This window comes from Niallia taxi, assembly GCF_032818155.1.
Lineage (GTDB): Bacteria > Bacillota > Bacilli > Bacillales > Cytobacillaceae > Niallia > Niallia taxi_A.
Genome location: NZ_CP102589.1, coordinates 442735 through 468685, shown reverse-complemented (window position 1 = coordinate 468685; position 25951 = coordinate 442735). Strand labels below are relative to the sequence as shown.

Annotated in this window: 26 protein-coding genes; 7 read left to right on the top strand and 19 right to left on the bottom strand. The window is 36.8% G+C overall.

Going from position 1 to position 25951, the window contains the following annotated elements; translation table 11 throughout:
- Positions 1 to 90 precede the first annotated feature (90 nt).
- From rplI to NQZ71_RS02380, 9 genes are all read right to left on the bottom strand, one after another.
- The gene (gene rplI / locus NQZ71_RS02420; RefSeq protein WP_144454975.1) at positions 91 to 540 is read right to left on the bottom strand and encodes a 50S ribosomal protein L9; all 450 of its coding nucleotides are present in this window, start codon (positions 538 to 540) and stop codon (positions 91 to 93) included.
- Complete coding sequence (locus tag NQZ71_RS02415; RefSeq protein WP_144454974.1) at positions 537 to 2510, bottom strand: DHH family phosphoesterase; 1974 nt, start codon at positions 2508 to 2510, stop codon at positions 537 to 539. The genes rplI and NQZ71_RS02415 overlap by 4 nt, the downstream gene beginning before the upstream one ends.
- Before the next feature lie 301 nt (positions 2511 to 2811).
- Entirely contained in the window at positions 2812 to 3048 is a 237-nt protein-coding gene (gene rpsR / locus NQZ71_RS02410) for a 30S ribosomal protein S18 (protein WP_182102925.1), read from the bottom strand.
- A gap of 42 nt (positions 3049 to 3090) precedes the next feature.
- Positions 3091 to 3603, bottom strand: coding sequence for a single-stranded DNA-binding protein (gene ssb / locus NQZ71_RS02405; RefSeq protein ID WP_144454973.1), 513 nt, complete (start codon positions 3601 to 3603; stop codon positions 3091 to 3093).
- Positions 3604 to 3658: 55 nt separating this feature from the next.
- A complete protein-coding gene (gene rpsF, locus NQZ71_RS02400; RefSeq protein WP_127738813.1) occupies positions 3659 to 3949 on the bottom strand; it encodes a 30S ribosomal protein S6 in 291 nt (96 codons plus the stop codon).
- Between the two features lie 146 nt (positions 3950 to 4095).
- Entirely contained in the window at positions 4096 to 5247 is a 1152-nt protein-coding gene (locus NQZ71_RS02395; protein WP_317011238.1) for a glycosyltransferase family 4 protein, read from the bottom strand.
- Between the two features lie 261 nt (positions 5248 to 5508).
- On the bottom strand, positions 5509 to 6609 hold the full coding sequence (ychF, locus tag NQZ71_RS02390; protein ID WP_144454971.1) for a redox-regulated ATPase YchF: 1101 nt from the start codon (positions 6607 to 6609) through the stop codon (positions 5509 to 5511).
- A gap of 148 nt (positions 6610 to 6757) precedes the next feature.
- Complete coding sequence (locus NQZ71_RS02385; RefSeq protein WP_144454970.1) at positions 6758 to 6955, bottom strand: DUF951 domain-containing protein; 198 nt, start codon at positions 6953 to 6955, stop codon at positions 6758 to 6760.
- A gap of 14 nt (positions 6956 to 6969) precedes the next feature.
- The gene (locus tag NQZ71_RS02380) at positions 6970 to 7830 is read right to left on the bottom strand and encodes a mechanosensitive ion channel family protein (protein ID WP_144454969.1); all 861 of its coding nucleotides are present in this window, start codon (positions 7828 to 7830) and stop codon (positions 6970 to 6972) included.
- A 313-nt stretch (positions 7831 to 8143) separates the two neighbouring features.
- Between NQZ71_RS02380 and yyaC the strand changes: the two genes are divergently transcribed.
- A complete protein-coding gene (gene yyaC, locus NQZ71_RS02375) occupies positions 8144 to 8764 on the top strand; it encodes a spore protease YyaC (RefSeq protein ID WP_144454968.1) in 621 nt (206 codons plus the stop codon).
- A 29-nt stretch (positions 8765 to 8793) separates the two neighbouring features.
- Here the strand turns inward: yyaC and NQZ71_RS02370 are convergent, their stop codons facing one another.
- From NQZ71_RS02370 to rpmH, 10 genes are all read right to left on the bottom strand, one after another.
- Positions 8794 to 9651, bottom strand: coding sequence for a ParB/RepB/Spo0J family partition protein (locus NQZ71_RS02370; RefSeq protein WP_144454967.1), 858 nt, complete (start codon positions 9649 to 9651; stop codon positions 8794 to 8796).
- A complete protein-coding gene (locus tag NQZ71_RS02365; RefSeq protein ID WP_127738806.1) occupies positions 9644 to 10405 on the bottom strand; it encodes a ParA family protein in 762 nt (253 codons plus the stop codon). The genes NQZ71_RS02370 and NQZ71_RS02365 overlap by 8 nt, the downstream gene beginning before the upstream one ends.
- Positions 10406 to 10827: 422 nt before the next feature.
- Complete coding sequence (gene noc, locus NQZ71_RS02360) at positions 10828 to 11715, bottom strand: nucleoid occlusion protein (RefSeq protein WP_144454966.1); 888 nt, start codon at positions 11713 to 11715, stop codon at positions 10828 to 10830.
- A 244-nt stretch (positions 11716 to 11959) separates the two neighbouring features.
- A complete protein-coding gene (gene rsmG / locus NQZ71_RS02355) occupies positions 11960 to 12679 on the bottom strand; it encodes a 16S rRNA (guanine(527)-N(7))-methyltransferase RsmG (protein WP_144454965.1) in 720 nt (239 codons plus the stop codon).
- A gap of 93 nt (positions 12680 to 12772) precedes the next feature.
- The gene (gene mnmG / locus NQZ71_RS02350; RefSeq protein ID WP_144455158.1) at positions 12773 to 14653 is read right to left on the bottom strand and encodes a tRNA uridine-5-carboxymethylaminomethyl(34) synthesis enzyme MnmG; all 1881 of its coding nucleotides are present in this window, start codon (positions 14651 to 14653) and stop codon (positions 12773 to 12775) included.
- A 48-nt stretch (positions 14654 to 14701) separates the two neighbouring features.
- Complete coding sequence (gene mnmE, locus NQZ71_RS02345; RefSeq protein WP_275008125.1) at positions 14702 to 16087, bottom strand: tRNA uridine-5-carboxymethylaminomethyl(34) synthesis GTPase MnmE; 1386 nt, start codon at positions 16085 to 16087, stop codon at positions 14702 to 14704.
- Positions 16088 to 16456: 369 nt separating this feature from the next.
- Complete coding sequence (gene jag, locus NQZ71_RS02340; protein WP_144454963.1) at positions 16457 to 17080, bottom strand: RNA-binding cell elongation regulator Jag/EloR; 624 nt, start codon at positions 17078 to 17080, stop codon at positions 16457 to 16459.
- The gene (gene spoIIIJ, locus NQZ71_RS02335) at positions 17077 to 17856 is read right to left on the bottom strand and encodes a YidC family membrane integrase SpoIIIJ (RefSeq protein ID WP_127738801.1); all 780 of its coding nucleotides are present in this window, start codon (positions 17854 to 17856) and stop codon (positions 17077 to 17079) included. The genes jag and spoIIIJ overlap by 4 nt, the downstream gene beginning before the upstream one ends.
- Before the next feature lie 98 nt (positions 17857 to 17954).
- Positions 17955 to 18305: a ribonuclease P protein component gene (gene rnpA / locus NQZ71_RS02330; RefSeq protein ID WP_127738800.1), complete on the bottom strand. Its 351-nt coding sequence runs from the start codon at positions 18303 to 18305 to the stop codon at positions 17955 to 17957.
- Between the two features lie 191 nt (positions 18306 to 18496).
- On the bottom strand, positions 18497 to 18631 hold the full coding sequence (gene rpmH, locus NQZ71_RS02325; RefSeq protein ID WP_127738799.1) for a 50S ribosomal protein L34: 135 nt from the start codon (positions 18629 to 18631) through the stop codon (positions 18497 to 18499).
- A 753-nt stretch (positions 18632 to 19384) separates the two neighbouring features.
- On the opposite strand from rpmH, the gene dnaA reads away from it, so the two are divergent.
- From dnaA to gyrB, 6 genes are all read left to right on the top strand, one after another.
- Positions 19385 to 20725 (top strand): chromosomal replication initiator protein DnaA, encoded by a 1341-nt coding sequence (gene dnaA / locus NQZ71_RS02320; RefSeq protein ID WP_213084035.1) that lies wholly within the window; start codon positions 19385 to 19387, stop codon positions 20723 to 20725.
- A gap of 186 nt (positions 20726 to 20911) precedes the next feature.
- Positions 20912 to 22045 carry a DNA polymerase III subunit beta gene (gene dnaN / locus NQZ71_RS02315; RefSeq protein ID WP_144454962.1) on the top strand — a complete coding sequence of 378 codons (1134 nt, stop codon included), beginning with the start codon at positions 20912 to 20914 and terminating at the stop codon, positions 22043 to 22045.
- A 230-nt stretch (positions 22046 to 22275) separates the two neighbouring features.
- Entirely contained in the window at positions 22276 to 22488 is a 213-nt protein-coding gene (yaaA, locus tag NQZ71_RS02310) for a S4 domain-containing protein YaaA (RefSeq protein ID WP_127738796.1), read from the top strand.
- A gap of 17 nt (positions 22489 to 22505) precedes the next feature.
- Positions 22506 to 23624 carry a DNA replication/repair protein RecF gene (gene recF / locus NQZ71_RS02305; protein WP_144454961.1) on the top strand — a complete coding sequence of 373 codons (1119 nt, stop codon included), beginning with the start codon at positions 22506 to 22508 and terminating at the stop codon, positions 23622 to 23624.
- 15 nt (positions 23625 to 23639) lie between these two features.
- Entirely contained in the window at positions 23640 to 23888 is a 249-nt protein-coding gene (remB, locus tag NQZ71_RS02300; RefSeq protein WP_127738794.1) for an extracellular matrix regulator RemB, read from the top strand.
- Positions 23889 to 23961: 73 nt separating this feature from the next.
- On the top strand, positions 23962 to 25887 hold the full coding sequence (gene gyrB / locus NQZ71_RS02295; RefSeq protein WP_127739116.1) for a DNA topoisomerase (ATP-hydrolyzing) subunit B: 1926 nt from the start codon (positions 23962 to 23964) through the stop codon (positions 25885 to 25887).
- Positions 25888 to 25951 lie beyond the last annotated feature (64 nt).

Below are 25951 nucleotides of genomic sequence, written 5' to 3'. Positions count from 1 at the left end.
AAAAGAAAAAATGTGATCAGGATGCCTGTATCACATTTTTTCAAACCTATTCTATTCTATCATGTTTAAAGATAAATGGTACTTCCAATATTAGCTTAATTCTTTTACATGGACGTTAAGTGTAGCTGTAACCTCTTGGTGAAGCTTAACAGCAACCTTTGTTACACCTAATGAACGAATCGCATCGTTCAAGTCAATTTTACGTTTATCAATTTTAATTTGATGCTTTTTCTTCAACTCATCAGCAATTTGCTTGCTAGTGATAGAACCAAATAATCTTCCGCCTTCTCCTGATTTAGCAGTAAGCTCAACTGTAAGCTTTTCTACTTTTTCCTTTAATGCTTTTGCTTCTTCAAGCTCATCTGCTGCCAATTTTTCTTCTTTTTTCTTTTGTGCATTTAAAGTGCTAACAGCACCTGCATTTGCTTCAACAGCAAGCCCTTGCTTTAATAGGAAGTTTTGCGCATAACCATCAGCTACATTTTTAACTTCCCCTTTTTTCCCTTTACCTTTAACGTCTTTTAAAAATATTACTTTCATTCCTTTTTTCTCCCTTCGAAATATTCATCAATTGCCAGCTTAAGCCTCGCCTCAGCTTCTTCTATTGTCATATCGGAGAGCTGTGTTGCAGCATTTGTTAAATGGCCGCCGCCTCGAAGACTTTCCATAATAATCTGTACATTTATATCCCCTAATGACCTTGCACTTATGCCTATTTGCCCATCAGCTCTTGGTGAAATAACAAATGAGGCATAAATACCATCCATTGTTAATAAGGTGTCAGCTGTTTGGGCAATTAAAACATTATCACTATTTTCATTTCTTTGTGCCTTAGCAATAGCTACACCAGGTTTATAGAAAATGACATTTTGAATTATTTTTGCCTTCTTTACATAATTGCTAATATCTTCTTTTAAGAACTTTTGTACTAATACAGTATCAGCACCTTGCCCTCTCAAATACGAGGCAGCATCAAAGGTTCTAGCACCTGTTCTAAGTGTAAAGCTTTTAGTATCTACGATGATACCTGCTAATAGTGCAGTAGCTTCTAACATTTCAATTTTAGCTGTCTTCGGCTGGTATTCCAACAGCTCTGTAACAAGCTCTGCAGTTGAAGATGCATATGGTTCCATATAGACAAGCAACGGATTTTCTATAAATTCTTCTGCACGTCTGTGATGGTCAATAACCACAACATCCTCAATTTTATGGATAAGCCTTTCCTCAATAACTAATGAGGGTTTATGTGTATCTACTACAATTAATAAACTCTCATCTGTCTCCATTTCCAGCGCTTGCTCTGGTGTAATAAATCTTTCATATAATGTCTCATGTTTTTTTATTTCCTCGAGAAGCCTTCTTACACCTAAATCAATTTCATTCGGATTAAGGACGATATAAGCTTCTTTCTTATTCATCTGTGCAATCTTATTAATACCGATCGCAGCCCCTATTGCATCCATATCAGGATGCTTATGGCCCATGATGAATACTTTATCACTTGCCGTTATCAATTCCTTAAGGGCATGTGATATAACTCTGGCTCGCACCCTTGTTCTTTTTTCAACAGGGTTTGTTTTACCACCATAGAATTTCACTTTTCCATTAGGCTGTTTAATAGCCACTTGGTCGCCGCCTCGGCCTAAAGCTAAATCAAGGCTTGATTGAGCGATAGTTCCTAGCTCTGGCAGGGAGGAAACTCCTGAACCGACTCCAATACTTAATGTCAGCTGTACATTCTGCTTTGAAGTTAGCTCTCTTACCTCATCCAAAATCGTGAATTTATCCTTTTCAAGATGTTGAAGAATATTTTCATTAAATACTGCAAAGAAACGTTCTGAGGATATCCGTTTTAATAATACACCATTATCTGTTGCCCATTTATTTAGGATGGAGGTAACACTGTTATTTAAGCTGCTTCGCGTTTGGTCATCCATTCCTTGTGTAAGATCATCATAATTATCTAAAAAGATGATGGCAATTGCTGTTCTTTCATCCTCGTAAAGCTTCTCTATCTCAGTCTGTTCTGTTACATCAAAAAAGTAGAGGAGTCGCTCTTCTTTTTTATGGATAACTCTAAATTTACGATTATGAAGTGTGATAATTTCTGTTTCCACCTCTTGTTTAATAAGGGGAATAACTGATGGAGACACATCATACAATGATCTTCCGACTAAGCTGTCCTCTGTAAAGCTGTACGCTAAATATGGATTTGTCCACTCAATATAGTATTCATCATTAATGAGCATAATCCCAATCGGCATTTCCATTAATGCCTCTTCTCCGACCTTTTTCACACGGTAGGAAAGGGTCGTAATATATTCTTCCGTTTCCTTCCTTTGCCGCACATTCATCTGAATGATGAAATAGAAAGGGATAACAGAAAGAAGTAACCCTAAAATGGCAAATAGCCAATTATAAAAGGAGATGATACCAAGGAGGATCAGAGTTATGCCAATCAGACAAATTAATGGATAGCGAATTGATCCCTTTTCCAAAAAAGCAGGCAATATTTATTCACTCCTAATATAGTTAATTTAATATGTATACAGTTCTTTATGCCACTATTATACCGTATCTCGATAAATAAGTAAGAACGAAAAATACTTATACATACATAGTATTTCCACCAATTCTTCTATTCATAAACGCGATTTTAACACCCTGTTAGCATAAGAAAAATATAAGGATACCCTCCATGTTATTTTACTATTTTATACTAGGTCATTCAAACATATAATATATTCACAAAATTAATTTACCGTTAAGTATAAAAAAACACATTAGGAGTTAACCTAATGTGTTTTTTTATTATTCACCAGTTACGTATGGAAGTAAAGCCATAGTACGTGAACGTTTGATTGCAATAGTCAACTTACGTTGATATTTTGCACTTGTACCAGTTACACGACGAGGTAAGATTTTACCACGCTCAGAGATGAATTTTTTAAGAAGATCTACATCTTTATAATCGATTTGCGTAATGCCGTTAGCTGTAAAGTAACATACTTTACGGCGCTTAGCACGTCCGCCTCTGCGTCCGCCCATTGCCATGTCAATTTCCCTCCTTTTTTTATTTATTGTCGATTATCAGAATGGCAAGTCATCATCTGAAATGTCGATTTGACCGCTATTAGCAAATGGATCCTCGTCCATTCTTGTATAATCATTGTTTTTATTTTGAGGTCGCTGATTCTGATAATTATTAGAGCCTCCGAAAGGATTATCTTGTTCCCTTGGTGCACTATAATTCATGTTGTCATTTCTATTTCCAGAGTTGCTGTTTCTAGGTTCAAGAAATTGAACACTTTCTGCTTGCACTTCTGTAACATAGACACGCTTTCCATCTTGTCCCTCATAACTGCGTGTTTGAAGTCTGCCGTCAACGCCAGCTAAGCTTCCTTTCTTCAAGAAATTAGCTACATTTTCTGCAGGTTTTCTCCAGATTACACAATTGATAAAGTCTGCTTCTCTTTCACCTTGTTGGTTCGTAAAAGTACGATTGACCGCAAGTGTGAAAGTTGCAACAGCAGCTCCACTCGGTGTGTATCGCAGTTCAGGATCCTTCGTCAGTCGGCCAACAAGAACAACACGGTTCATCATCAGTTTCAACTCCCTTCCATCATGTTCCACGTGAAACATGAATACATTCTATTTATTATTTAGCTTCTTCTTTAATAACAATGTGACGGATGATATCTTCGTTAATTTTAGCTAAACGAGAGAACTCCTCAACTGCTACTGGTGCAGCGTTAACTTTCACAAGTTGGTAGTAGCCATCGCGGAAATCATTGATTTCGTATGCAAGACGACGTTTACCCCACTCTTTTGATTCAGCAACTTCCGCTCCATTATCAGCAAGAATACCGTTAAAACGCTCAACTAGAGCTTTTTTAGCTTCATCTTCAATATTTGGACGGATGATGTACATAATTTCGTACTTTTTCATCACTTTCACCTCCTTTTGGTCTAAACGGCCCGATTGGGCAAGGAGCAATTTATACATTACTCACAAGATGAAATTATAGCATATTGGGAATAGATTTGCAATGAATACTAAAAAGAATTGCTGAGAATGTAAATATTCAGTTGCATTTATGCATAAATCCTTTGTTCTCCTCTGCTATTTATTAGCACCTCTTCATATTCTCCAATTAAGTTATCAAGAATACTTTCCCATGACTGACTTAATGCATATTTTCTGGCTGCTATGCCAAATAAACTTCTTTTTTCCTGATCTGCAAGCAGCTCAATAATTGCCCTTGTGAATTCGCCCGCACTTTTTGCTGTACAAACTCTCCCTGTTGTACCATCCTCCACTAATTCTTTCACACCCCCTGAATTTGAAACGATAGCTGGAGTTCCTGATGCCAATGATTCTAGTACGACATTACCAAATGTTTCTGTTGTAGAAGGGAATACAAATAAATCAGCACTTGCATAAGCCTCTGATAGCTCTTCTCCTTTTAAATAACCGGTCAGTGTAACATTATTCCAATCGGCTGCTTTCCGTTTCCATTCAGGCAAACTAGGACCGTCTCCTGCAAGCAGCCAATGTACTTTTTTATTCCAGTTATCAGGAACAGAGTCCATTATGGATGAAAGTGTGCTCAGGTCTTTTTCTGGAGCAAATCTTCCAACATACAAAAGAATAAACTCCTCCTGTATATTGTATTTTTGTCTGATAGCATAAGTTGTAGCGATAGGGCGGAATTGAGTGCAGTCTATCCCTCTTCCCCATATTGATAAGGAGTGGAAGCCAAGCTCGATTAGTTTTGATTTTGTTTCGTTTGAAGGTGCAAAGGTCCTTAATGTGGACTCATGAAACCATTTCAAGTATTTATGGAGAACAGGCAGCAGCCAAGAGGCTTTGTAGTACTCTAAATACTGGTCAAAATGAGTGTGGTAGGAGGAAACAACTGGAATATGAAGCCTTTTGGCGCAAAATAGTCCATATAGACCCATCATGTACGGTGTAGCAATATGTATAATATCTGGGTTAAATTCCTGTACCTTAGCTTTGATTTTTTTAGGATTAGCTAAAGCAGTTCTGCATTCGGGATATAAAAAGACCGGGATACTAAAAAACTGGTTAATGTTTGGATAAACCGGAGCATCTTCCACTTCAGGTGCATAAATTTGATATTGAATTTGCCTTTTTTCTAAGTGATCTGTTAGCCTTTTCAAAGAGTTAGCAACCCCATTGACTTGCGGAAAATAGGTATCTGTAAAAATTGCAATTTTCACCTAAAAATCCCCCTTTGGAACATGTATTATGGTCCCTCTAAAGGAATAATAGCACCAGTTTGAAAGGGGCATGTAAACGCACTGTAAAAGTATCCTCTTTATCACATTGTCGAATTCAGCTAATTATTCATAAGGATTTTCCAAGATATTTCCTGACTGTCTGCTCCCTATGGAGAGCTTTTTTGTCGAATGAGCTAAAGAAAATGTAAAAACCGCCTTTAAAAGTATAAAGACGGTCTTTCACTCATATAAATTCAGTTATTAAACATTAAAGCGGAAGTGAATAATATCTCCGTCTTTAACAATATACTCTTTTCCTTCAAGACGAACTTTACCTGCTTCTTTTGCAGCAACCATATTACCGCTCACAATAAGGTCATCATATGAAACAGTCTCCGCTCTAATGAAACCTCTTTCGAAATCGGAATGGATAATGCCAGCACACTGAGGTGCTTTCATTCCTTGAACAAATGTCCAAGCACGAACCTCTTGAACTCCAGCAGTGAAATATGTTGCCAAGCCTAGCAAATCATATGCTGCTCTTATCAGCTGGTCAAGACCTGACTCTTCAATTCCAAGCTCCTCAAGGAACATTGCCTTTTCTTCCCCTTCAAGCTCAGCAATCTCTTCTTCAATCTTTGCACAGATAACAATAACCTCAGCATTTTCATTACCAGCAAATTCTCTAACTCGCTGTACATATTCATTGTTTTCTGTATCACCAATTTCATCTTCACCAACGTTTGCCACATATAATACTGGCTTGATTGTCAATAAGTGAAGGTTTTTCGCAATTTTAGCTTGCTCATCAGTGAACTCAACAGCTCTAGCTGGCTTTTCTTCTTCAAAAGCAGCTTTTAATATCTCAAGCACTTCTAACTCAGCTAATGCTTCTTTATCTTTTTGTTTAGCCATTTTTCCTACACGGCCAATTCTTTTTTCAACAGATTCTAAATCTGCAAGAATCAATTCTAGATTGATTGTTTCGATGTCAGAGATTGGATCTACTTTTCCAGAAACATGTGTAATATTATCATCAGCAAAGCAGCGGACAACTTGACAAATAGCATCCACTTCACGGATATGAGAAAGGAACTTATTACCTAAACCTTCCCCTTTACTTGCACCCTTAACGATTCCAGCAATATCTGTGAATTCGAAAGTTGTTGGTACTGTCTTCTTCGGCTGAACAAGCTCAGTCAATTTATTCAATCTTGGATCTGGTACCTCTACAATTCCCACATTCGGATCAATTGTACAGAATGGATAGTTTGCTGATTCTGCACCAGCCTGTGTTATTGCATTAAATAATGTAGATTTACCGACGTTCGGCAACCCTACTATTCCAGCAGTTAACGCCATAATGTCACTCCCTTATATTAAACCTGCTTCTGTTGGCAGAAATTAGTTTCGTTTGTACTTAAACCTTTACCAATTATAGATTTAACCTGCAAAAAAGACAAGTAGCCTTGCTTATGCAACAGTCCTTTTTCCATAAAAAAAGCATGAATTATTCTTCATGCTTTACTAACATTTTTTTCATTTTTCGTGAAAATTCTCTTCTTGGGATAAGAACACTGTGCTCACAGCCTTCACATTTAATGCGGATATCCATCCCCATCCTTATAATTTTCCAACGATTTGTACCACAAGGATGAGCTTTTTTCATCTCAACAATATCATTGATAGCAAACTCTTTCGGTTCCATATTTCCTCCTGAAATTATTCTGGTTTCGAGTACATCATTAATTTTGGATATGGACTTTCAATCCCATTCTCATCGAGAACATTCTTGATTTCCTTCCTTAATGCACGAGCGACTGTATAATGCTGCATTGGCAATGTTTCTGCGACAACTCTTATAACTACCTCTGCCGCCATAATATTTTCAACACCTAACAGCTCTGGAACACCAACAATTTGCTCATATTTTTCCGGCAATGTTTCAATAAGATCTTTGATTACTTGTTCAGCCCTATCTATATCACCTTTATACGCAATACTGACATCAACAACTGCCTTACTGTTGTTTAATGAAAAGTTTGTTACTTCCATTATACTTCCATTCGGTATAATATTCACTTCACCAGTATAACTTTTTACTTTCGTTGTTCTTAAGCCAATTTCCTCTACAACACCCTGAAATTGACCGATTTGCACAACATCGCCTACGGAAAACTGATCTTCAAAAATAATGAAGAAACCTGTAATAATATCCTTCACTAAACTTTGGGCACCAAAACCGACAGCTAAGCCAACAATCCCCGCTCCTGCAAGCAAACCCTTCACATCAATTTTCAATGTGCCTAGAATCATCATTAAGGCAATAAAATAGATAACATATGTAAGGGTATTCTCCAGTAGTTTAACTAATGTAGCTTCTCTTCTTTCTGATATTCTAAGTGCAGAATGTGTTCTTACTTTAAAGATATTTCGTACAGCAATTTTGGCAACTCTTGTCACAACGATACTAATCAAGATTATAACAAAAATCTTTAAAGCCCCTTGTCCTAAATTTATCCATATATTTTCATCTGTAAGGACATCCACACTATCGTTCACTTGTTCTTCAATATTATTCATTATCTCACCTCTGCTGCTTCTTTCTCCTACTCTTCAAGAACTTATCTCTAAATTGAATAGCTGCCTTTCACCTATTTTAACAGTTTATAAATTTACTTTGAAGTAATAACCTACCTGTTATTTCATAGGTATATATACTTACAATCGGATAATTCCCCCCTTACTTTTTCCCTCTTTATCACAGATTTGGCATGAAGATGTATAGTTTTTAATATATATCCGTATAATGTTATTACTTTAACTTTCTTGAATACCGTTAAAAGCTGAAACTGCCTCGCTTATTATAGTTTCGTAGCGTAAAGGAGTAGATTTAATGAGCATCTATACCAATATATTTGATAAAAATGAACTCCCAATTAGAATTGCTCATAATGAGCAGTTAGCCTCTTACAAACTGGCTGATGCTTTATATAAGCAGTTGCCACCTGCTTCTTCCGGACAACCAATAGTATTTATTTGTATTGGAACAGACCGCTCTACTGGTGATTCCCTTGGTCCCCTTGTTGGGACGTTATTAGCTGAAAAAAAGCTGGGCTCTTTTTTTGTATATGGCACGTTGAATGATCCTATTCATGCTTTAAATTTAGAAGAAAAAATCACTGAAATTAAAGACAATCATGCGAATGCCTTCATCATTGGAATAGACGCCTGCTTAGGCAGAATGAAAAGCGTAGGTGTTGTACAAATTGGTGATGGTCCAGTTAAACCAGGAAGCGGAGTGAAAAAGGAGCTTCCGCCGGTCGGTGAAATTCATATTACAGGTATTGTTAATATCAGTGGGTTCATGGAATTTCTCGTTCTGCAAAATACGAGACTTAGCCTTGTCCTCGATATGGCTAAAACCATTTCAAAGGGAATCTATCAAAGCAGCTTACGCTATAGATACTCTGAAAGCCAAGAGGAATACACCTCCCTCCAAGAACGTCCTATATAACAAAAAAAGAAACCAAATTGGTTTCTTTTTTAAATTTCCTGATCACTATCCAACAGCTGCAAAATTCTTTCCAAATCATTTTCAGAAAAGAACTCTATCTCGATTTTGCCTTTGTTTTTTGTCTGTTTGATATTAACAGTAGTACCAAATCTTTCTCTAAGGAAGGATTCTTGTTCCTTTATGAAGACATTTTTCGGTTCTTTTTTTGCATCCTTTGTTTCACGTGAAACATCTTCATTCAATTGTTGGATTAAATATTCTAGTTGTCGTACATTCAAGCCTTCTTTGACTGTTTTTTCAACTAAAAGCGGCAATTTCTCTTTGTTTTTTAATCCGAGCAAGGCCCTTCCATGCCCCATTGAAATCGTTCCATCTGTAATCATTTCTTGGATGGCTGATGGTAAAGATAATAATCTCACATGATTGGCAATATGCGGTCTGCTTTTGCCTAGTCGCTTCGCCAACTCTTCTTGTGTGAAGTTTAGCTTTTTCATCAACAGTTGATAAGCATGTCCCTCCTCAATTGGGGACAAATCCTCACGCTGAAGATTTTCTAATACGGCAAGCTCCATCATTTGCTGTTCTGACAGGTCTCTTACTACTGCCGGAACAACATCCAAATTAGCCTCTTTTGCAGCGCGATAGCGTCGCTCTCCAACAACAATTTCAAAGCCTTTAATGCTTTTGCGGACAATGATTGGCTGCAGAATACCGTGCTCCAAGATTGATGCTTTCAGTTCTTCAATGGCTTCTTTCTCGAAAACTTTCCTTGGCTGATAAGGGTTTGGTCGTAATTCTTTTATATTTAATTCTTTAATTACTTCTTCCTTTTCTACTTCCATGCTTGGAAAAAAAGCGTCAAGACCTTTCCCTAATCCTTTAGCCACTTGTAACCACTTCCTTTGCCAACTCTAAATATACTTCTGCTCCACGAGATTTTGGATCATAGATGATGATTGGTTCACCATGACTTGGCGCTTCACTTAATCGTACATTTCGAGGGATAATCGTCTTAAATACTTTATCCTGGAAGTACTTCTTAACTTCTTCGATTACTTGCAGTCCTAAGTTTGTGCGAGCATCCAGCATTGTCAGTAAAACACCTTCAATCGCAAGCTCATGATTCAAATGCTTTTGCACTAACCTTACTGTGTTCAATAACTGACTTAGTCCTTCTAATGCATAATACTCACATTGTACAGGTATCAAGACTGCATCTGATGCGGTTAAAGCATTAATTGTTAGCAATCCCAATGACGGCGGACAATCAATCAGAATATAATCATATCTGTCTTTAACTTCTTCTAAAGCTCGTTTTAAGCGGACTTCTCTGGAGATAGTAGAAACTAATTCTATTTCTGCACCAGCCAATTGAATAGTTGCCGGTATTACATCAAGGTTTTCTACATTTGTTGCTTTGATGACTTGGCTTGCTTCAATATCATCAACTAATACATCATAAATGCAATGATCTACATCTGCTTTTTCAATACCAACACCGCTAGTGGCATTTCCTTGTGGATCTGTATCAACTAAAAGTACTCTTTTACCGATATAAGCTAAACAAGAGCCAAGATTGACTGAAGTCGTCGTTTTTCCGACTCCTCCTTTTTGATTAGCTACCGTTATTACTTTCCCCATGATGTCACCTACCTTTACTACATTAATTACCTTCTGTTATTAGAAGATGTTGTATTTTTATTTATTTAAATATGACATGAAAAAGTTATTTTATTGAAAAATGAGGTGTTAAAACCTATTTTCAGTGATTATGAACCGATCCTTTTCCTAAAAAAGAAAGAGAACTAGTACAATCAACTATTATTTTATCATGAAAACTTCTAAATATCGTCATTTTTTAATAGACTTTATCATATATAGAAGCATAGCTCTAGATTTTTACAATCTATATGATGCAGAAAGCCTATTTTTCTGTTAAAAGAATAAAGGCAGTTAGCCAGATTTTCATAAAAAATGCTATTTTGGGCAAAAAAAAAGTGAGACATTGAAACCTAATTGGTTAATATTCTCACAGTGAATTATTTATATTCATTTTATAATAGCTATTTCTTTTTTGGAATTTTAATAGTGAATTGATAAAAGTCTTCAAACTCTTCTTCTTCAGCATTCAAGTTAATACCACTGTCTGAAACCATTGTAAGGGATTGTCGAATTGTATTAACTGCAATACGCATATCCTTGCTGAAAGCTTTTCTTCTTGGCTTTGGCTTTTGCTCTGCCTGCTCCAGCATTTTGGCAACACGTTCCTCTGTCTGCTTAACATTTAAATTCTTCTCTAATATCTCTTCAAGAAGCTTAAGCTGTTTTTCCTTTTCTTTCAATGGAATCAAGGAACGGGCATGACGCTCTGAAATTTGTTTGTTTAATAGTGCTTCCTGAATTTCCTCAGGTAATTTCAGCAGTCTTAGCTTATTGGCTACTGTCGATTGCCCCTTGCCTAAACGCTGGGCAAGCGCCTCTTGCGTCAGGTTATGAAGTTCTAGTAATTTGCCATATGCAACAGCTTCTTCTATTGGGGATAATTCTTCCCGTTGAAGGTTCTCTATCAATGCAACAGAGGCAGTCTCCGTATCACTCATATTTTTGATGATAGCAGGAGCTTCTTCCCACCCTAGTTTTTTCATTGCACGCCAGCGTCTTTCACCAGCTATTATTTCATATTTACCTCTATCAAATTCTCGGACAACGATAGGCTGTATAATACCATGTGTATGGATAGTTCTTGATAATTCTTCTATTTTTTCATCATCAAATACAGTTCTTGGCTGAAAACGGTTTGGAACAATCTGACTAATTGGCAATCTATTGATCTCTTCATTATTCACCATTTTTTCAAGCTCCTCATTAGCGTCTACCGTCTCGAATTGACTTTCTTCTGTGTTATTTCCTTTTTCGCCTAGGCCAAAAAAGCGTGAGAAAGAAGGCTTCAAAACCTGCACCACCTTTACGAAACTCCCTATTATTTATAAATTCAAACTTTTACTGCAATATATTAAATATAATAAGAAACTTCTTGAATTTTCATTTAATGTGCTTTTTATAGTTATATTATATAGTAGATAGAAAAAATGATATAGTACAAAAAATAAGATAATCGCTTGAAAAAAGTAACTGCCAAAGCTTATTTGTTCACTATTTCGGAATAAATATAAGCTATGTTACCATAGCATATATTCATTCAATTGGTTCCTTGTTCGGGGTGCCTGGTTTTCTTGGATATTTTTTAGGCGTTTGTTTTTCTTTTGCAATGACGAGAATGTTACGCTCACTTTCTTCAATTGGAAGAGTGAAGGAATGTGTTTCGACAAGCTTGCCTCCCAGAAGAGCAATTGCTTTTTTACCAGCTTCCACTTCCTCCTGTGCACTTGCTGCTTTCATCGCAACAAATGATCCCCCTATCTTCACTAATGGCATACAAAGTTCACTTAGAACAGATAAACGTGCAACAGCTCTTGCTGTAACCATATCAAAGGATTCTCTATATTCCTTATTTTGTCCAAAGGTTTCAGCACGATCGTGGATAAACTGAACTTCTTTAAGCTCTAGCGATTTAGCCAAATGTTCTAAAAACTGAATTCTTTTGTTCAGTGAATCAACAATTGTTACTTTAAGCTGTGGGAAAGCAATTTTTAAAGGAATACTGGGAAAACCTGCTCCCGCACCAACATCACAAATATGAATAGGCGACTTTAAGCTGTCTACATAAAAACCAGCTGTTATTGAATCATAAAAATGTTTTAAATATACTTCAGATTGTTCTGTAATGGCAGTCAAATTCATTTTTTCGTTCCACTCTACAAGTGTTTCAAAATAAATTTTAAACTGTTCCATTTGCCTGTCTGAAAGCTCCAAACCTTTCTCTTGGAGCATTTGCTTAAATAGTTCTGTATTCATGACTGCTCCCTTTCCATCCAAAATTCATATGTATACTTAAAAACAGGACTGCTTTTTGCCTGAGAATATATCAGGCAAAAAGCTATCATTTGTTTATACTCGTGCAATGCGCCCTTGTTCCAAATATACTAATAGTATGGATATATCTGCAGGATTTACTCCAGAGATTCTAGAAGCCTGTGCTAAAGATAATGGTCGCACAGTTTTCAACTTCTGCTTAGCTTCTGTTGCAAGGCTAGAAATAGCATCATAATCGATGTTTTCTGGTATTTTTTTGTTTTCCATTTTCTTAAGGCGATCTACCTGCTGCAATGATTTTTCAATATAGCCCTCATACTTAATTTGGATTTCCACCTGTTCTGTTACTTCTTCTGATAGAGCAACATCACTTGGTGCCAATAATTGAATATGCTTGTAATTCATTTCTGGTCTTCTTAGCAGGTCAGCTGCTTTAATCCCATCTTTCAGCTCACTGCCACCTTGTTCTCTTATAACAGTTTGAACTTGCTCATTCGGCTTAAGAATAATTTCTTTTAAGCGGTTCTGTTCTTGCTCAATCTGCTTTTTCTTGTCAGTAAACATCTTGTATCTTTCTTCCTGAATTAATCCAATGTCATTACCGATCTCTGTTAAGCGCAAATCAGCGTTATCATGACGTAACAAAAGACGATATTCAGCTCTTGATGTCAGCAGTCGGTACGGTTCATTCGTTCCTTTAGTGACAAGATCGTCAATTAATACTCCGATATATGCATCTGAACGACTTAGGATTAGTTCTTCTTTGCCCGTAGCATTCAATCCAGCATTAATTCCGGCCATTAAACCTTGACCAGCAGCCTCTTCATAACCTGATGTTCCGTTAATTTGTCCTGCAGTATACAGGTTCTTAATTTTTTTCGTTTCCAATGTCGGCCATAACTGTGTAGGGACAATCGCATCATATTCAATGGCATAGCCCGCTCTCATCATTTGAACATTTTCAAGTCCTGGAATGGTACGAAGAATTTCTTGCTGGACATCCTCAGGCAAGCTTGTTGACAAGCCTTGTACATAAACTTCCTGTGTGTTTTTTCCTTCTGGCTCAAGGAAAATTTGATGTCTTGGCTTATCATTAAAGCGAACGACCTTATCTTCAATAGAAGGACAATAACGTGGACCTGTTCCCTTAATCATTCCAGAATACATCGGAGAACGGTGCAAGTTGTCATCAATAATTTGATGTGTCGTTTCATTTGTATAAGTAAGCCAGCATGGCAATTGTTCCGTAATATACTTTGTTGTTTCATAGGAAAATGCTCTTGGAACATCGTCTCCTGGCTGAATTTCCGTTTTGCTGTAGTCAATTGAATGACTGTTGACACGTGGAGGTGTGCCAGTTTTAAAACGAACAAGATCAAACCCAAGCTCCTGTAAATGCTCTGACAAACGAATAGATGGCTGCTGATTATTCGGACCGCTTGAATATTTCAGCTCGCCCAGGATAATTTCGCCACGTAAATAAGTTCCTGTCGTTACTACAACCGTTTTTGCAGTATAAGTTGCTCCAGTTTTAGTAATAACACCTTTTACAGTATTGTCTTCTACGATAAGCTGTTCAACCATTCCTTGAACCAAAGTTAAATTTGGTTGGTTTTCCAGCGTTTTTTTCATTTCGTGCTGATACATGTATTTGTCAGCTTGTGCACGAAGAGCCCTTACTGCTGGCCCTTTCCCTGTATTCAACATTCTCATTTGAATATAGGTCTTGTCGATGTTTTTTCCCATCTCTCCGCCAAGTGCGTCAATTTCCCTAACAACGATCCCTTTAGCTGGACCCCCTACAGAGGGATTACACGGCATAAAAGCAACCATATCTAAATTTATCGTCAACATTAATGTGTTGGCGCCCAATCTTGCGGCAGCAAGACCTGCTTCACAGCCAGCATGTCCTGCTCCAATCACAATAACGTCATAATTTCCTGCTTCGTACTGCATCATGGTGCCTCCTAATAGCATCTTTTTATGCAAAATTAAAAATCTCTTTTATTTCCCTAAACAAAATTGGGAGAATAGCTGATCAATTAGGCTTTCGTGTACACTATCACCAATAATTTCACCAAGTAATTCCCAAGTTCTAGTTAAATCTATTTGGACAATATCTATTGGTGTTCCCATTTCAACACCGGAAATAGCTTCATTAATCGATTGAAGCGCTTGGTTTAACAGGGATATATGTCTTGTGTTAGACACATACGTCATATCACTTGCTTCAATGACACCCTCAAAGAACAGACTTGAGATTGCCTCCTCAAGCTGATTAATACCTTTATCCTGCAGCAATGAAGTTGTAACCATCTTTTGATTTGCTGATAATTCCTTTATGCGTTCCATGTCAATTTTCTGTGGAAGGTCTGTCTTATTAACAATGACAATATAGTCCATTCCCTCTATTGCCTTAAATAAATTGATATCCTCTTCAGTTAATTCGTCTGAGTAATTGAGAACTAGCAAGATAAGATCGGCTTCCTTCAATACCTTCCTTGACTTCTCAACCCCGATTCTTTCTACAATATCCTCAGTTTCACGGATACCCGCTGTATCTAAAAGGCGGAGAGGTACGCCGCGCACATTTACGTATTCTTCTATTACATCACGTGTTGTGCCAGGAATATCTGTCACAATTGCTTTACTATCTTGGACAAGACTGTTCAACAAGGATGATTTCCCTACATTTGGACGGCCGACAATAACGGTAGAAAGCCCTTCTCGCAAAATTTTCCCTTGCTGGGATGTCTGGAGAAGCTTTCTAATCTCTTCCTGGACAAATTTAGATTTATCAAGCATAAGCTGATGTGTCATTTCTTCTACATCATCATATTCAGGATAATCAATATTAACCTCCACTTGGGCAAGTGTTTCGAGAATTTCTTGTCTTAAGCTTCTGATTAGCTTAGAAAGTCTTCCTTCCATTTGACCTAATGCTACATTCATCGCTTTATCTGTTTTTGCTCTGATCAGATCCATCACAGCTTCCGCTTGGGACAAGTCGATTCTACCATTAAGGAAAGCTCTTTTTGTAAACTCTCCTGGTTCTGCAAGTCTTGCCCCGTTCGTAACAAGCAATTGCAGAAGTCGGTTAACAGAAGCCATTCCGCCATGACAGTTAATTTCAATAACATCCTCTTTTGTAAATGTTCTTGGCCCCTTCATCACTGAAATCATAACTTCTTCAATTATTTCTTCTGTGCCAGGGTCTACAATATGGCCATAATGAATTGTATGGCTCGCTACATCTTTTATTCTTTTATTACCGATGCTTTTAAATACCTTATCTGCAATCAAAAATGACTCTGGTCCACTCATTCTTACAATTGCAATCGCACCCTCTCCCATCGGTGTGGAGATTGCGGCTATAGTATCAAATTCCATTCTTTCACCTCAAGTCATAAAGATCTATTTATATAAAAAATTGACGTAAACTTATCAACACTCATTTTATTGTTACAATAGATTAGATTATCATATCCACAGCTTTTAAAAAAGAAAAAAATCCACACACTTATCCACATTACTATTAAATTCATTATTACTATTTTATCTTATCCACATGTGAATAACAATAAAACGCACCAAAAATAGCGCTGTTCAGACAAATAATTCACAGATTTTATAAAGAATGGGGCAATATTTTTCTATTTATTGTTGAAGCGCTTGTTTTTTAGGGGGAATTTTGAAGTTTAAAATAGTAAGAAGCACAAAAAAAGACAATCCCCGAAGTAGAGGATTGTCCTTTTTTATTTATTTCTTTTTTTCTGGAGAGATAATAATATGCCTGAACGCATCTTCTCCTGAGGAATGGGTGCTGATACCTTTCCTTTTTGTAAGAGCGTTATGAATAATCTTTCTTTCATTCGATGGCATGGGCTCCAGAGTAATTTCCTTATTTAACTTGAGGGCTTTATAAGCTGTCCGTTCAGCAAGCTGTATAAGGGCTTGTTTCCTTCTTTCCCGATAGTTTTCTGCATCGAGCGATACCTTTAAGTATTCGGAGGAATTTTTATTTATAGCCAATTGAGTCAAATATTGAAGCGAATTTAGTGTCTGGCCTCTTTTCCCAATAAGAAGGGCAATTTTGTCCCCCTGTAATTCAAAAAAGATATTTCTACCTGTTTTTTTTACCGAAATGGATACATCCACTCCCATTTTGTCACATACTTCTCGCAAAAACTGTTCTGCTGACTCAGCAGGCGTTTCAAGCTTCCTTACCGTTACAGTTGCCGAGCGGGCACCAATTCCTAAAAAACCTTTTTTTCCTTTATCAACAACAATGATTTCGGCTTGATTCTTTGTTGTCTTAAGCTGAGCTAAAGCTGATTCCACTGCTGCTTCGACGGAATGTCCTGTAGCAGTTACTTCTCTCACTTTTTAGCTCCCTCCAATTTTCCTGTTTGGCCAGGCTTTTTCAACTCTGGTCCTTTAATGAAATACGTTTGGATAATTGTGAAAATATTACCTACAACCCAATATAGTGAAAGTGCTGCTGGGAAGTTAATTGCAAATACTAAGATCATGATAGGCATAATATATTGCATCATAACCATTTGCGGGTTTTGGCCTGCAGTACCAGCCATTGTCATTTTTGTTTGAATAAATGTCGTTATCCCTGCAATAATCGGCAGCAGGTAGAATGGATCTGGCTGACCTAAGTTAAACCATAAGAATTCATGTTGCGCAATTTCTCTTGTACGTGAGATTGCATGGTAGAATCCGATTAAAATTGGCATTTGAACGATTAATGGAAAACATCCAGCCAGTGGATTCACTTTGTTTTCTTGGAAAAGCTTCATTGTTTCTTCTTGGAGCTTTTGCTGTGTCTTTTGATCCTTAGAGCTGTATTTCTTTCTTAATGCTTCCATTTCAGGCTGTACTGCCTGCATTGCTTTGCTGTTTTTTGTTTGCTTAATCATTAATGGCAAGATTACAAGGCGAACCAAAATTGTTACAATAATTATGGAAACACCAAAGTTTCCGCCGGCAATTTCTGCTGTTTTGATGATAAGCATAGACAATGGATAAACAATATATTCATTCCAAAAGCCTTCACTGTCTGAAGTGATTGGCTGATTAAACTCTGTACACCCAGTTAAAATAGCCATTAAAAATAATAGACCAAATAGCAATCCTAATTTTTTCTTCAACCGTCATATCCTCCTGTTAATAGATAATAGAGCCTAAATTAGCTTATGGCTTCATTGTATCCTAATCTCTTCATATAGGAAACGCTTAACTTGAATTTTCAATGAATCTTTCTTTTTAGCACCTTTGCTATTTTGAGAACATGAAGGAGGCTCTTTTTCGTTTCTTCATATTCCATTTCTGCTAATGGCTTTCTAGCAATGATGACATAATCGGCTTCATTTTCTATAAGGTCCCCGATTTCAAGGAAAGCTTGTCTAATAAATCGCTTAATTTTATTTCTCATGACAGCATTTCCTATTTTTTTACTAACAGAGAGCCCTATTCTGAAGTGATCTTGTCCACTTTTTTTATACTTATAAACTACAAACTGTTTGTTGCCAAATGATTGTCCCTTTTTAAATACCTCTTGGAACTCTTTACTTTTTTTTACGCGATATTCTTTCTTCAAATCATTTACTCCTTATTTATTCCATACTTTCCGAATCTATATTATTTATGTACATTCCAACATAGAAACATCCTTGCTTCAAAACCAGGAGTTTATATTTCCATTATAGTATGAGCTCTAGCAATTTATTCTAAGAGCTTGTACTTTTACAGTCCTTTTTATCAAAAAAAGACCACTGACGTTTCAGTGGCCTAAGCTGATAATACTTTTCTTCCTTTGCGTCGACGACGAGCTAAAACATTACGTCCATTAGGACTGCTCATGCGGCTGCGGAATCCGTGAACTTTACTTCTTTTACGTTTATTTGGTTGAAAAGTTCTTTTCATTGTATATGACACCTCCCTGAGGAATAGCTGTTACAGACAGTCCTTACAATTATATAAACATAGTCGATTGATTGTCAACCATTCATTTGTTTTATGCTTTATTTATCGTTCTCTCTAAAAACAATTTTTAATTGCCTAATGTTCTATAACATGGGAAAACTTCTGTAAAACATATGCTACGCACTTTATTTCACTCTGAATAGTAATAATAAGGAATTCATAGCTTTTTGTCAATACGGCTGTCCTTTTACACTTTTGAAAGGTTCCTCACTTGCTCCTCAATTCTTTACTACAAGCAATAAGATCCCCTAAATTTTTGTCGAAAAAAAACCAGTCTGATGACTGTGGATAAAATTTCGACATTTTTTTTAATATCCACAATACTTATTTACAGGTTTTTAACAAACTAATAACCTGTGGACATTTATTATCAACAACTTGTTTCACTTGTGGATAAGATATGAAAAACCATTGCAGTTATTATGATTTTTTGATATTATAGTTTTGTTTTCACATTTGAATAATTTCTGTGTATAACTAAATTATCCACAGAGTGTGGATAAGATGTGGACAGTTTATTAGACATCTCTTGAAAGAGTTGTCCACAAATAGTGGATACTGTCGAAATGCTACTTTACTTCCTTATTATATATTTTTCCACAGATCATAATTAATAATACTGGCAGATTAGCACTTATTTAAAATATCTGTTCTTTTCAGCACGCAAATAAAAAGAAAAAGGAGGGAAATTGGTTGGAAAATATTGCGGATCTATGGGATAAAGCTTTAGGCAATATCGAAAAAAAAATCAGCAAACCAAGCTTTGATACATGGCTAAAAGCAACGAAGGCTCATGCCCTTCAAGGTGATAGCTTAATCGTAACAGCTCCTAACGAATTTGCTCGAGACTGGTTGGAAGAACGGTACTCCCAGCTTATTTCTGACATTCTTTATGAAATAACTGGTGAAGAACTTGGTGTAAAGTTCATAATTCCTCGTAATCAAAAGGAAGAAGAATTTGATCTTCAAATCTCCTCTAAACAAAAGAAAAAAGAGGAAGAAACAACTGAACAAACAATACTAAATTCAAAATATACCTTTGATACATTTGTAATCGGGTCTGGAAACCGGTTTGCCCACGCTGCTTCACTGGCAGTAGCGGAAGCACCAGCAAAAGCCTATAATCCGCTATTTATATACGGTGGCGTAGGACTTGGAAAAACCCATTTAATGCATGCAATCGGACATTATGTTTTAGATCATAACCCTGCGGCGAAGGTTGTTTATTTATCTTCAGAAAAGTTCACTAACGAGTTCATCAATAGTATTCGAGACAATAAAGGCGCTGAATTCCGTGACAAATATCGGAATGTCGATGTGCTTCTAATAGATGATATTCAGTTCCTTGCTGGAAAAGAATCGACACAAGAAGAATTTTTCCATACATTTAACACACTGCACGAGGAAAGCAAACAAATTATCATATCCAGTGACAGACCACCAAAAGAGATTCCGACTTTGGAAGACAGGCTTCGTTCACGATTTGAATGGGGACTTATAACGGATATTACTCCTCCTGATTTGGAGACAAGAATAGCGATTCTCCGAAAAAAGGCTAAAGCAGATGGTTTGGATATTCCAAATGAGGTTATGCTGTATATCGCGAATCAAATCGATTCCAACATTCGTGAACTAGAAGGAGCGCTCATAAGAGTTGTTGCTTATTCCTCTTTAATCAACAAAGACATTAATGCTGATCTTGCGGCAGAGGCATTAAAAGATATCGTCCCTAGCTCAAAGCCGCGCGTAATAACAATACATGATATACAAAAAGTAGTCGGGGAGCAGTTCAGTGTAAAACTAGAGGATTTCAAAGCCAAAAAACGAACGAAGTCCATTGCTTTTCCAAGACAGATTGCCATGTATTTATCACGTGAGCTTACTGACTTTTCCCTGCCGAAGATTGGCGAAGAATTCGGTGGAAGAGATCACACTACAGTTATCCATGCACATGAAAAGATCTCAAAACTACTAGTATCTGATTCCATCCTGCAAAAGCAGCTGAAGGAAATCAATGAATTACTAAAAGTATAAAGCTGAATACTGTGTATAACTTTCACTAACTTAGACACAGTCTATCCACATGTGGATAGACTGTGTTTCCTTTGAAAAATCAAGTTATCCACAAATTAACAGGGCCTACTACTATTACTACGATCTTTTAAAAGAAATATTATTATAAAATACGCAATTAAAAACTATGATAACGGAGGATCAATTATGAAATTTATCATCCAAAAAGAACATCTTGTTCAAAGTGTGCAAGATGTAATGAAAGCAATAACTAGCAGAACGACGATTCCTATTCTTACAGGTATAAAAATCGTAGCGACAGAAGAAGGTGTAACTCTAACAGGAAGTGATTCTGATATTTCCATTGAATCTTTTATTCCTAAAGAAGAAAACGAGACGGTTATTGTTGAAATTCAACGTCCTGGATCAATTGTGCTGCAAGCAAAATTCTTTAGTGAAATCGTAAAGAAGCTTCCTACAAGTCAAGTAGAGCTTGAGGTAGATAACCTGCAAACAGTAATTCGCTCGGGAAAATCTGAGTTTAACTTAAACGGTCTTGATTCAGAGGAATATCCGCACTTACCACAAATCTCAGAAGAAAATATCTTTAAGATTCCAACTGACCTGTTAAAAAATATTATTAAGCAAACTGTTTTTGCGGTGTCCACCTCAGAAACACGCCCGGTGTTGACAGGTGTAAACTGGAAGATTGAAAATGATGATTTAATCTGTATTGCAACAGATAGCCATCGTCTTGCTTTACGAAAAGCAAAAATAGATGCAAATACGGAACAGGCATTTAATATTGTTATTCCAGGAAAAAGTTTAAATGAATTGAACCGTATATTAGATGATCATAATGAGCCAGTTGAAATTGTTGTTACAGAAAACCAAATTCTATTCAAGGCGAAGCATATTTTATTCTTCTCTCGTCTTCTTGAAGGAAATTACCCTGATACAAACCGTCTTATCCCGACAGAAAGCAAAACAGAGATCGTTGTTAATGCTAAGGAATTTTTACAAGCTATTGATCGTGCTTCCTTGTTGGCGAGAGAGGGGCGCAATAACGTCGTTAAATTCTCAACTATTGGTCAAGATGTAATTGAAATTTCTTCTTTTACACCAGAAATCGGTAAAGTTGTTGAAGAGCTTGTTAGTGAGTCGATTCATGGAGAAGAACTAAAAATTTCTTTTAGTGCAAAATACATGATGGATGCTTTAAAAGCTTTAGAGGGAACAGAAGTAAAAATTAATTTCACTGGTGCAATGCGACCGTTTGTCATTAATCCGTTAAACGATGATTCGATCTTACAGCTTATCCTTCCAGTGAGAACATACTAAGCAGCCGCTTTTAAATAGGGTGTCCCGAGTGGGGCATCCTATTTTCCTTCAAAAGATATTTATTATGGTGAAGTTGGTTTTATGTATATTTTTTTAAAAAAAACATCGTCAAACTCTCTTATTAATGTGCTGAATACTACTAATTTATAGAAATATTTCAGTTTTCTTTGTGTATCCATCAAATATTTAGTAAAATAGAGAGATACGATTAAACTTGAAAGAGTGAAAACATGAACAATCAAATTAAGATTGATACGGAGTATATAACGTTAGGCCAATTTCTAAAGCTTGCAGACATTATTCAATCTGGTGGAATGGCAAAATGGTTTTTAAGTGAACATGAAGTGTATGTCAATGGAGAACAGGATCAGCGCAGAGGCAGAAAATTAAGGGCAGGCGACAAGATTGAAATCCCTTCTATTGGCACATTCACAGTTCTGTAAAAAAAGGATGATCCCTTATGTTTATTGAGCAGCTGCATTTGAGGAATTACCGTAATTATGAGGACCTAGAGGTTGAATTTGAAAACAAGGTCAATGTTATTCTGGGAGAAAACGCACAAGGGAAAACAAATGTGATGGAATCTATCTATGTTTTAGCTATGGCTAAATCCCACAGAACTTCAAACGATAAAGATCTTATTCGTTGGGACTCAGATTATGCTAAAATAGAAGGTAGATTAAAAAAAGCACATGGGCCCTTACCCATGCAGTTAGTTGTGTCTAAAAAAGGAAAAAAAGCTAAGTACAATCATATTGAGCAGCGAAAGTTAAGCCAATATATTGGCAATATGAATGTTGTGATGTTTGCACCTGAAGACCTTAATCTTGTTAAGGGAAGTCCCCAAATCAGAAGAAGATTTATTGATATGGAGATAGGGCAAATATCACCTGTCTACTTGCATGATATGAGCCAGTACCAAAAGATATTGCAGCAGCGGAATACATACTTAAAGCAGCTGCAGATGAATAAGCAGTCAGATCATACCATGCTTGAAATACTGACAGAACAATTCATTGACATGGCAGTGAAAATAATTTCAAAGCGTTTTGAGTTCTTAGAACTTCTGGGGAATTGGGCAATTCCGATTCACAAAGGAATATCAAGAGGGTTAGAAACGTTGGAAATTCAGTATAAACCCTCGGCAGATGTATCAGAAGACCTCGATTTGTCGAAAATGAGAAGAGTATACGAAGAAAAGTTTGCCAATGTGAAAAAAAGAGAGATCGACCGAGGCATGACCTTATTCGGCCCACATCGAGATGATTTACTGTTTTTTGTTAATGGAAGAGATGTTCAAACATTTGGTTCACAAGGTCAGCAAAGAACAACAGCACTTTCGATAAAAATGGCAGAAATTGAACTCATACATGCGGAAATCCGCGAGTATCCTATCCTCTTATTAGATGATGTGCTCTCTGAATTAGATGATTATCGACAATCTCATCTTTTGAATACCATCCAAGGGAAAGTACAGACATTCGTGACAACGACGAATGTGGATGGAATCGATCATCAAACATTAAAAGAAGCCTCCACATTCCAAGTGGAAGCAGGAACGATGAAAAAGATTCAATAGCTTTGAGGTGAAATAGTGTACGTTCATATTGGTGATAATGTGCTTATAAGAACTGTAGATATCATTACAATTTTAGACAAACAAACAATTGGTTCCTCTGAGATAACAACTGAATTTTTAAATACGCAAAGGGAGACAACCATAAGTGGCGATCGTAATACTTATAAATCTATTGTGATTACAAAGGATGCCATTTATTATTCTCCAATTGCTTCCAATACACTAAAGAGGCGGTCGTATAGACTAACGACACAGGATTATTAGTGTTAGTGTGTCTAGTAGGATAGCATAGAGCAAATTTAGGATGTCAATAGAAAGTAAGGTGATCAATTTGTCAATGGAACATGATCCAATGGAGCAACAATCCTATGATGAAAGTCAGATACAGGTACTTGAAGGATTAGAAGCAGTCCGCAAAAGACCCGGAATGTATATAGGCTCAACAAGTGGAAAGGGCTTGCACCATCTTGTATGGGAAATTGTAGATAACAGTATTGATGAAGCATTGGCAGGTTACTGCGATGAAATCAATGTCATAATAGAAAAAGACAACAGCATTACAGTTAAGGATAATGGACGTGGTATTCCTGTTGGGATTCAGGAAAAGATGGGAAGACCAGCAGTTGAGGTAATCATGACTGTCCTGCATGCTGGTGGTAAGTTCGGCGGCGGCGGATATAAGGTTTCCGGTGGTCTCCATGGTGTTGGTGCTTCTGTAGTTAATGCTCTTTCTTCTGAATTGGAGGTCTTTGTTCATCGTGATGGTAGCATCTATTACCAAAGATATGAAAAAGGTGTTCCACAAGCAGACCTTGAAATCATTGGTGAATCAGATGTTACTGGTACTACAACAAGATTTAAACCAGACGGAGAAATCTTTAAAGAAACGCTTGTCTATGACTTTGAAACATTGGCAAACAGGATAAGAGAATTGGCTTTCTTGAATCGCAATATAAAAATTACGATAGAAGATACAAGAGAAGGCATGGAAAAGAACAAAGAATATCACTATGAAGGCGGAATAAAGTCATATGTTGAGCATTTAAACCGCAATAAAGAAGTGTTGTTCGAAGAGCCGATTTATATCGAAGGAGAAAAAGAAGGTATTACTGTTGAGGTATCACTCCAATATAATGATGGCTATACAGGGAATATTTTCTCATTCGCAAATAATATTAATACACATGAAGGCGGTACTCATGAATCCGGCTTTAAAACGGCTTTGACTAGAGCGATTAATGACTATGCAAGAAAAAATGGAGTTCTTAAGGATTCTGAAGCAAACCTGTCTGGAGAGGACGTAAGGGAAGGAATAGTTGCTATAGTATCTATTAAGCACCCTGATCCTCAATTCGAAGGACAGACGAAAACGAAATTAGGAAATTCTGAAGTTCGTGCCATAACTGACACAATTTTTGCGGAGCATTTTGAGAAATTCCTACTTGAAAATCCTTCAGTTGCAAGGAAAATTGTAGATAAAGGTCAAATGGCTTTAAGAGCTAGAATTGCCGCTAAAAAGGCAAGGGAATTGACACGTAGGAAAAGTGCACTTGAAGTTTCCAGCTTACCTGGTAAATTAGCAGATTGTTCTTCTAAAGATCCTGCGATAAGTGAATTGTTTATAGTTGAGGGTGATTCCGCAGGTGGATCGGCGAAATCAGGAAGAGATCGACACTTCCAAGCGATTCTACCGTTAAGAGGAAAAATCCTGAATGTTGAAAAAGCTAGATTAGATCGTATCCTATCAAATAATGAGGTTCGCTCTATGATTACAGCTATTGGTACTGGTATTGGAGAAGATTACGATATTTCTAAGGCTAGATATCATAAGGTTGTTATTATGACAGATGCGGACGTCGATGGAGCGCATATACGAACACTGCTGCTCACTTTCTTCTACCGCTATATGAGAAAAATTGTAGAAGCAGGATATATTTATATTGCTCAACCACCGCTTTATAGTGTTAAACAAGGGAAAAAGCTCGAGTATGCTTATAATGACCGCCAGTTGGCGGAGGTGCTTGGAAACTTGCCTGCATCACCAAAACCAAATATCCAACGTTATAAAGGATTAGGGGAAATGAATGCAGAGCAGTTGTGGGATACAACAATGGATCCGGCAACTAGAGTTTTGCTACAGGTAAGCTTAGATGATGCAATAGAAGCGGATGAAACATTTGAAATGCTGATGGGTGATAAAGTAGAGCCGCGCAGAAACTTTATAGAAGAAAATGCGGTATATGTTAAAAACCTGGATGTTTAAGATAAATGCAAAAGAATGACTATGGTGCTAAAGGAGATTTAGCACCTTGCGCTTTGCTTAAGGA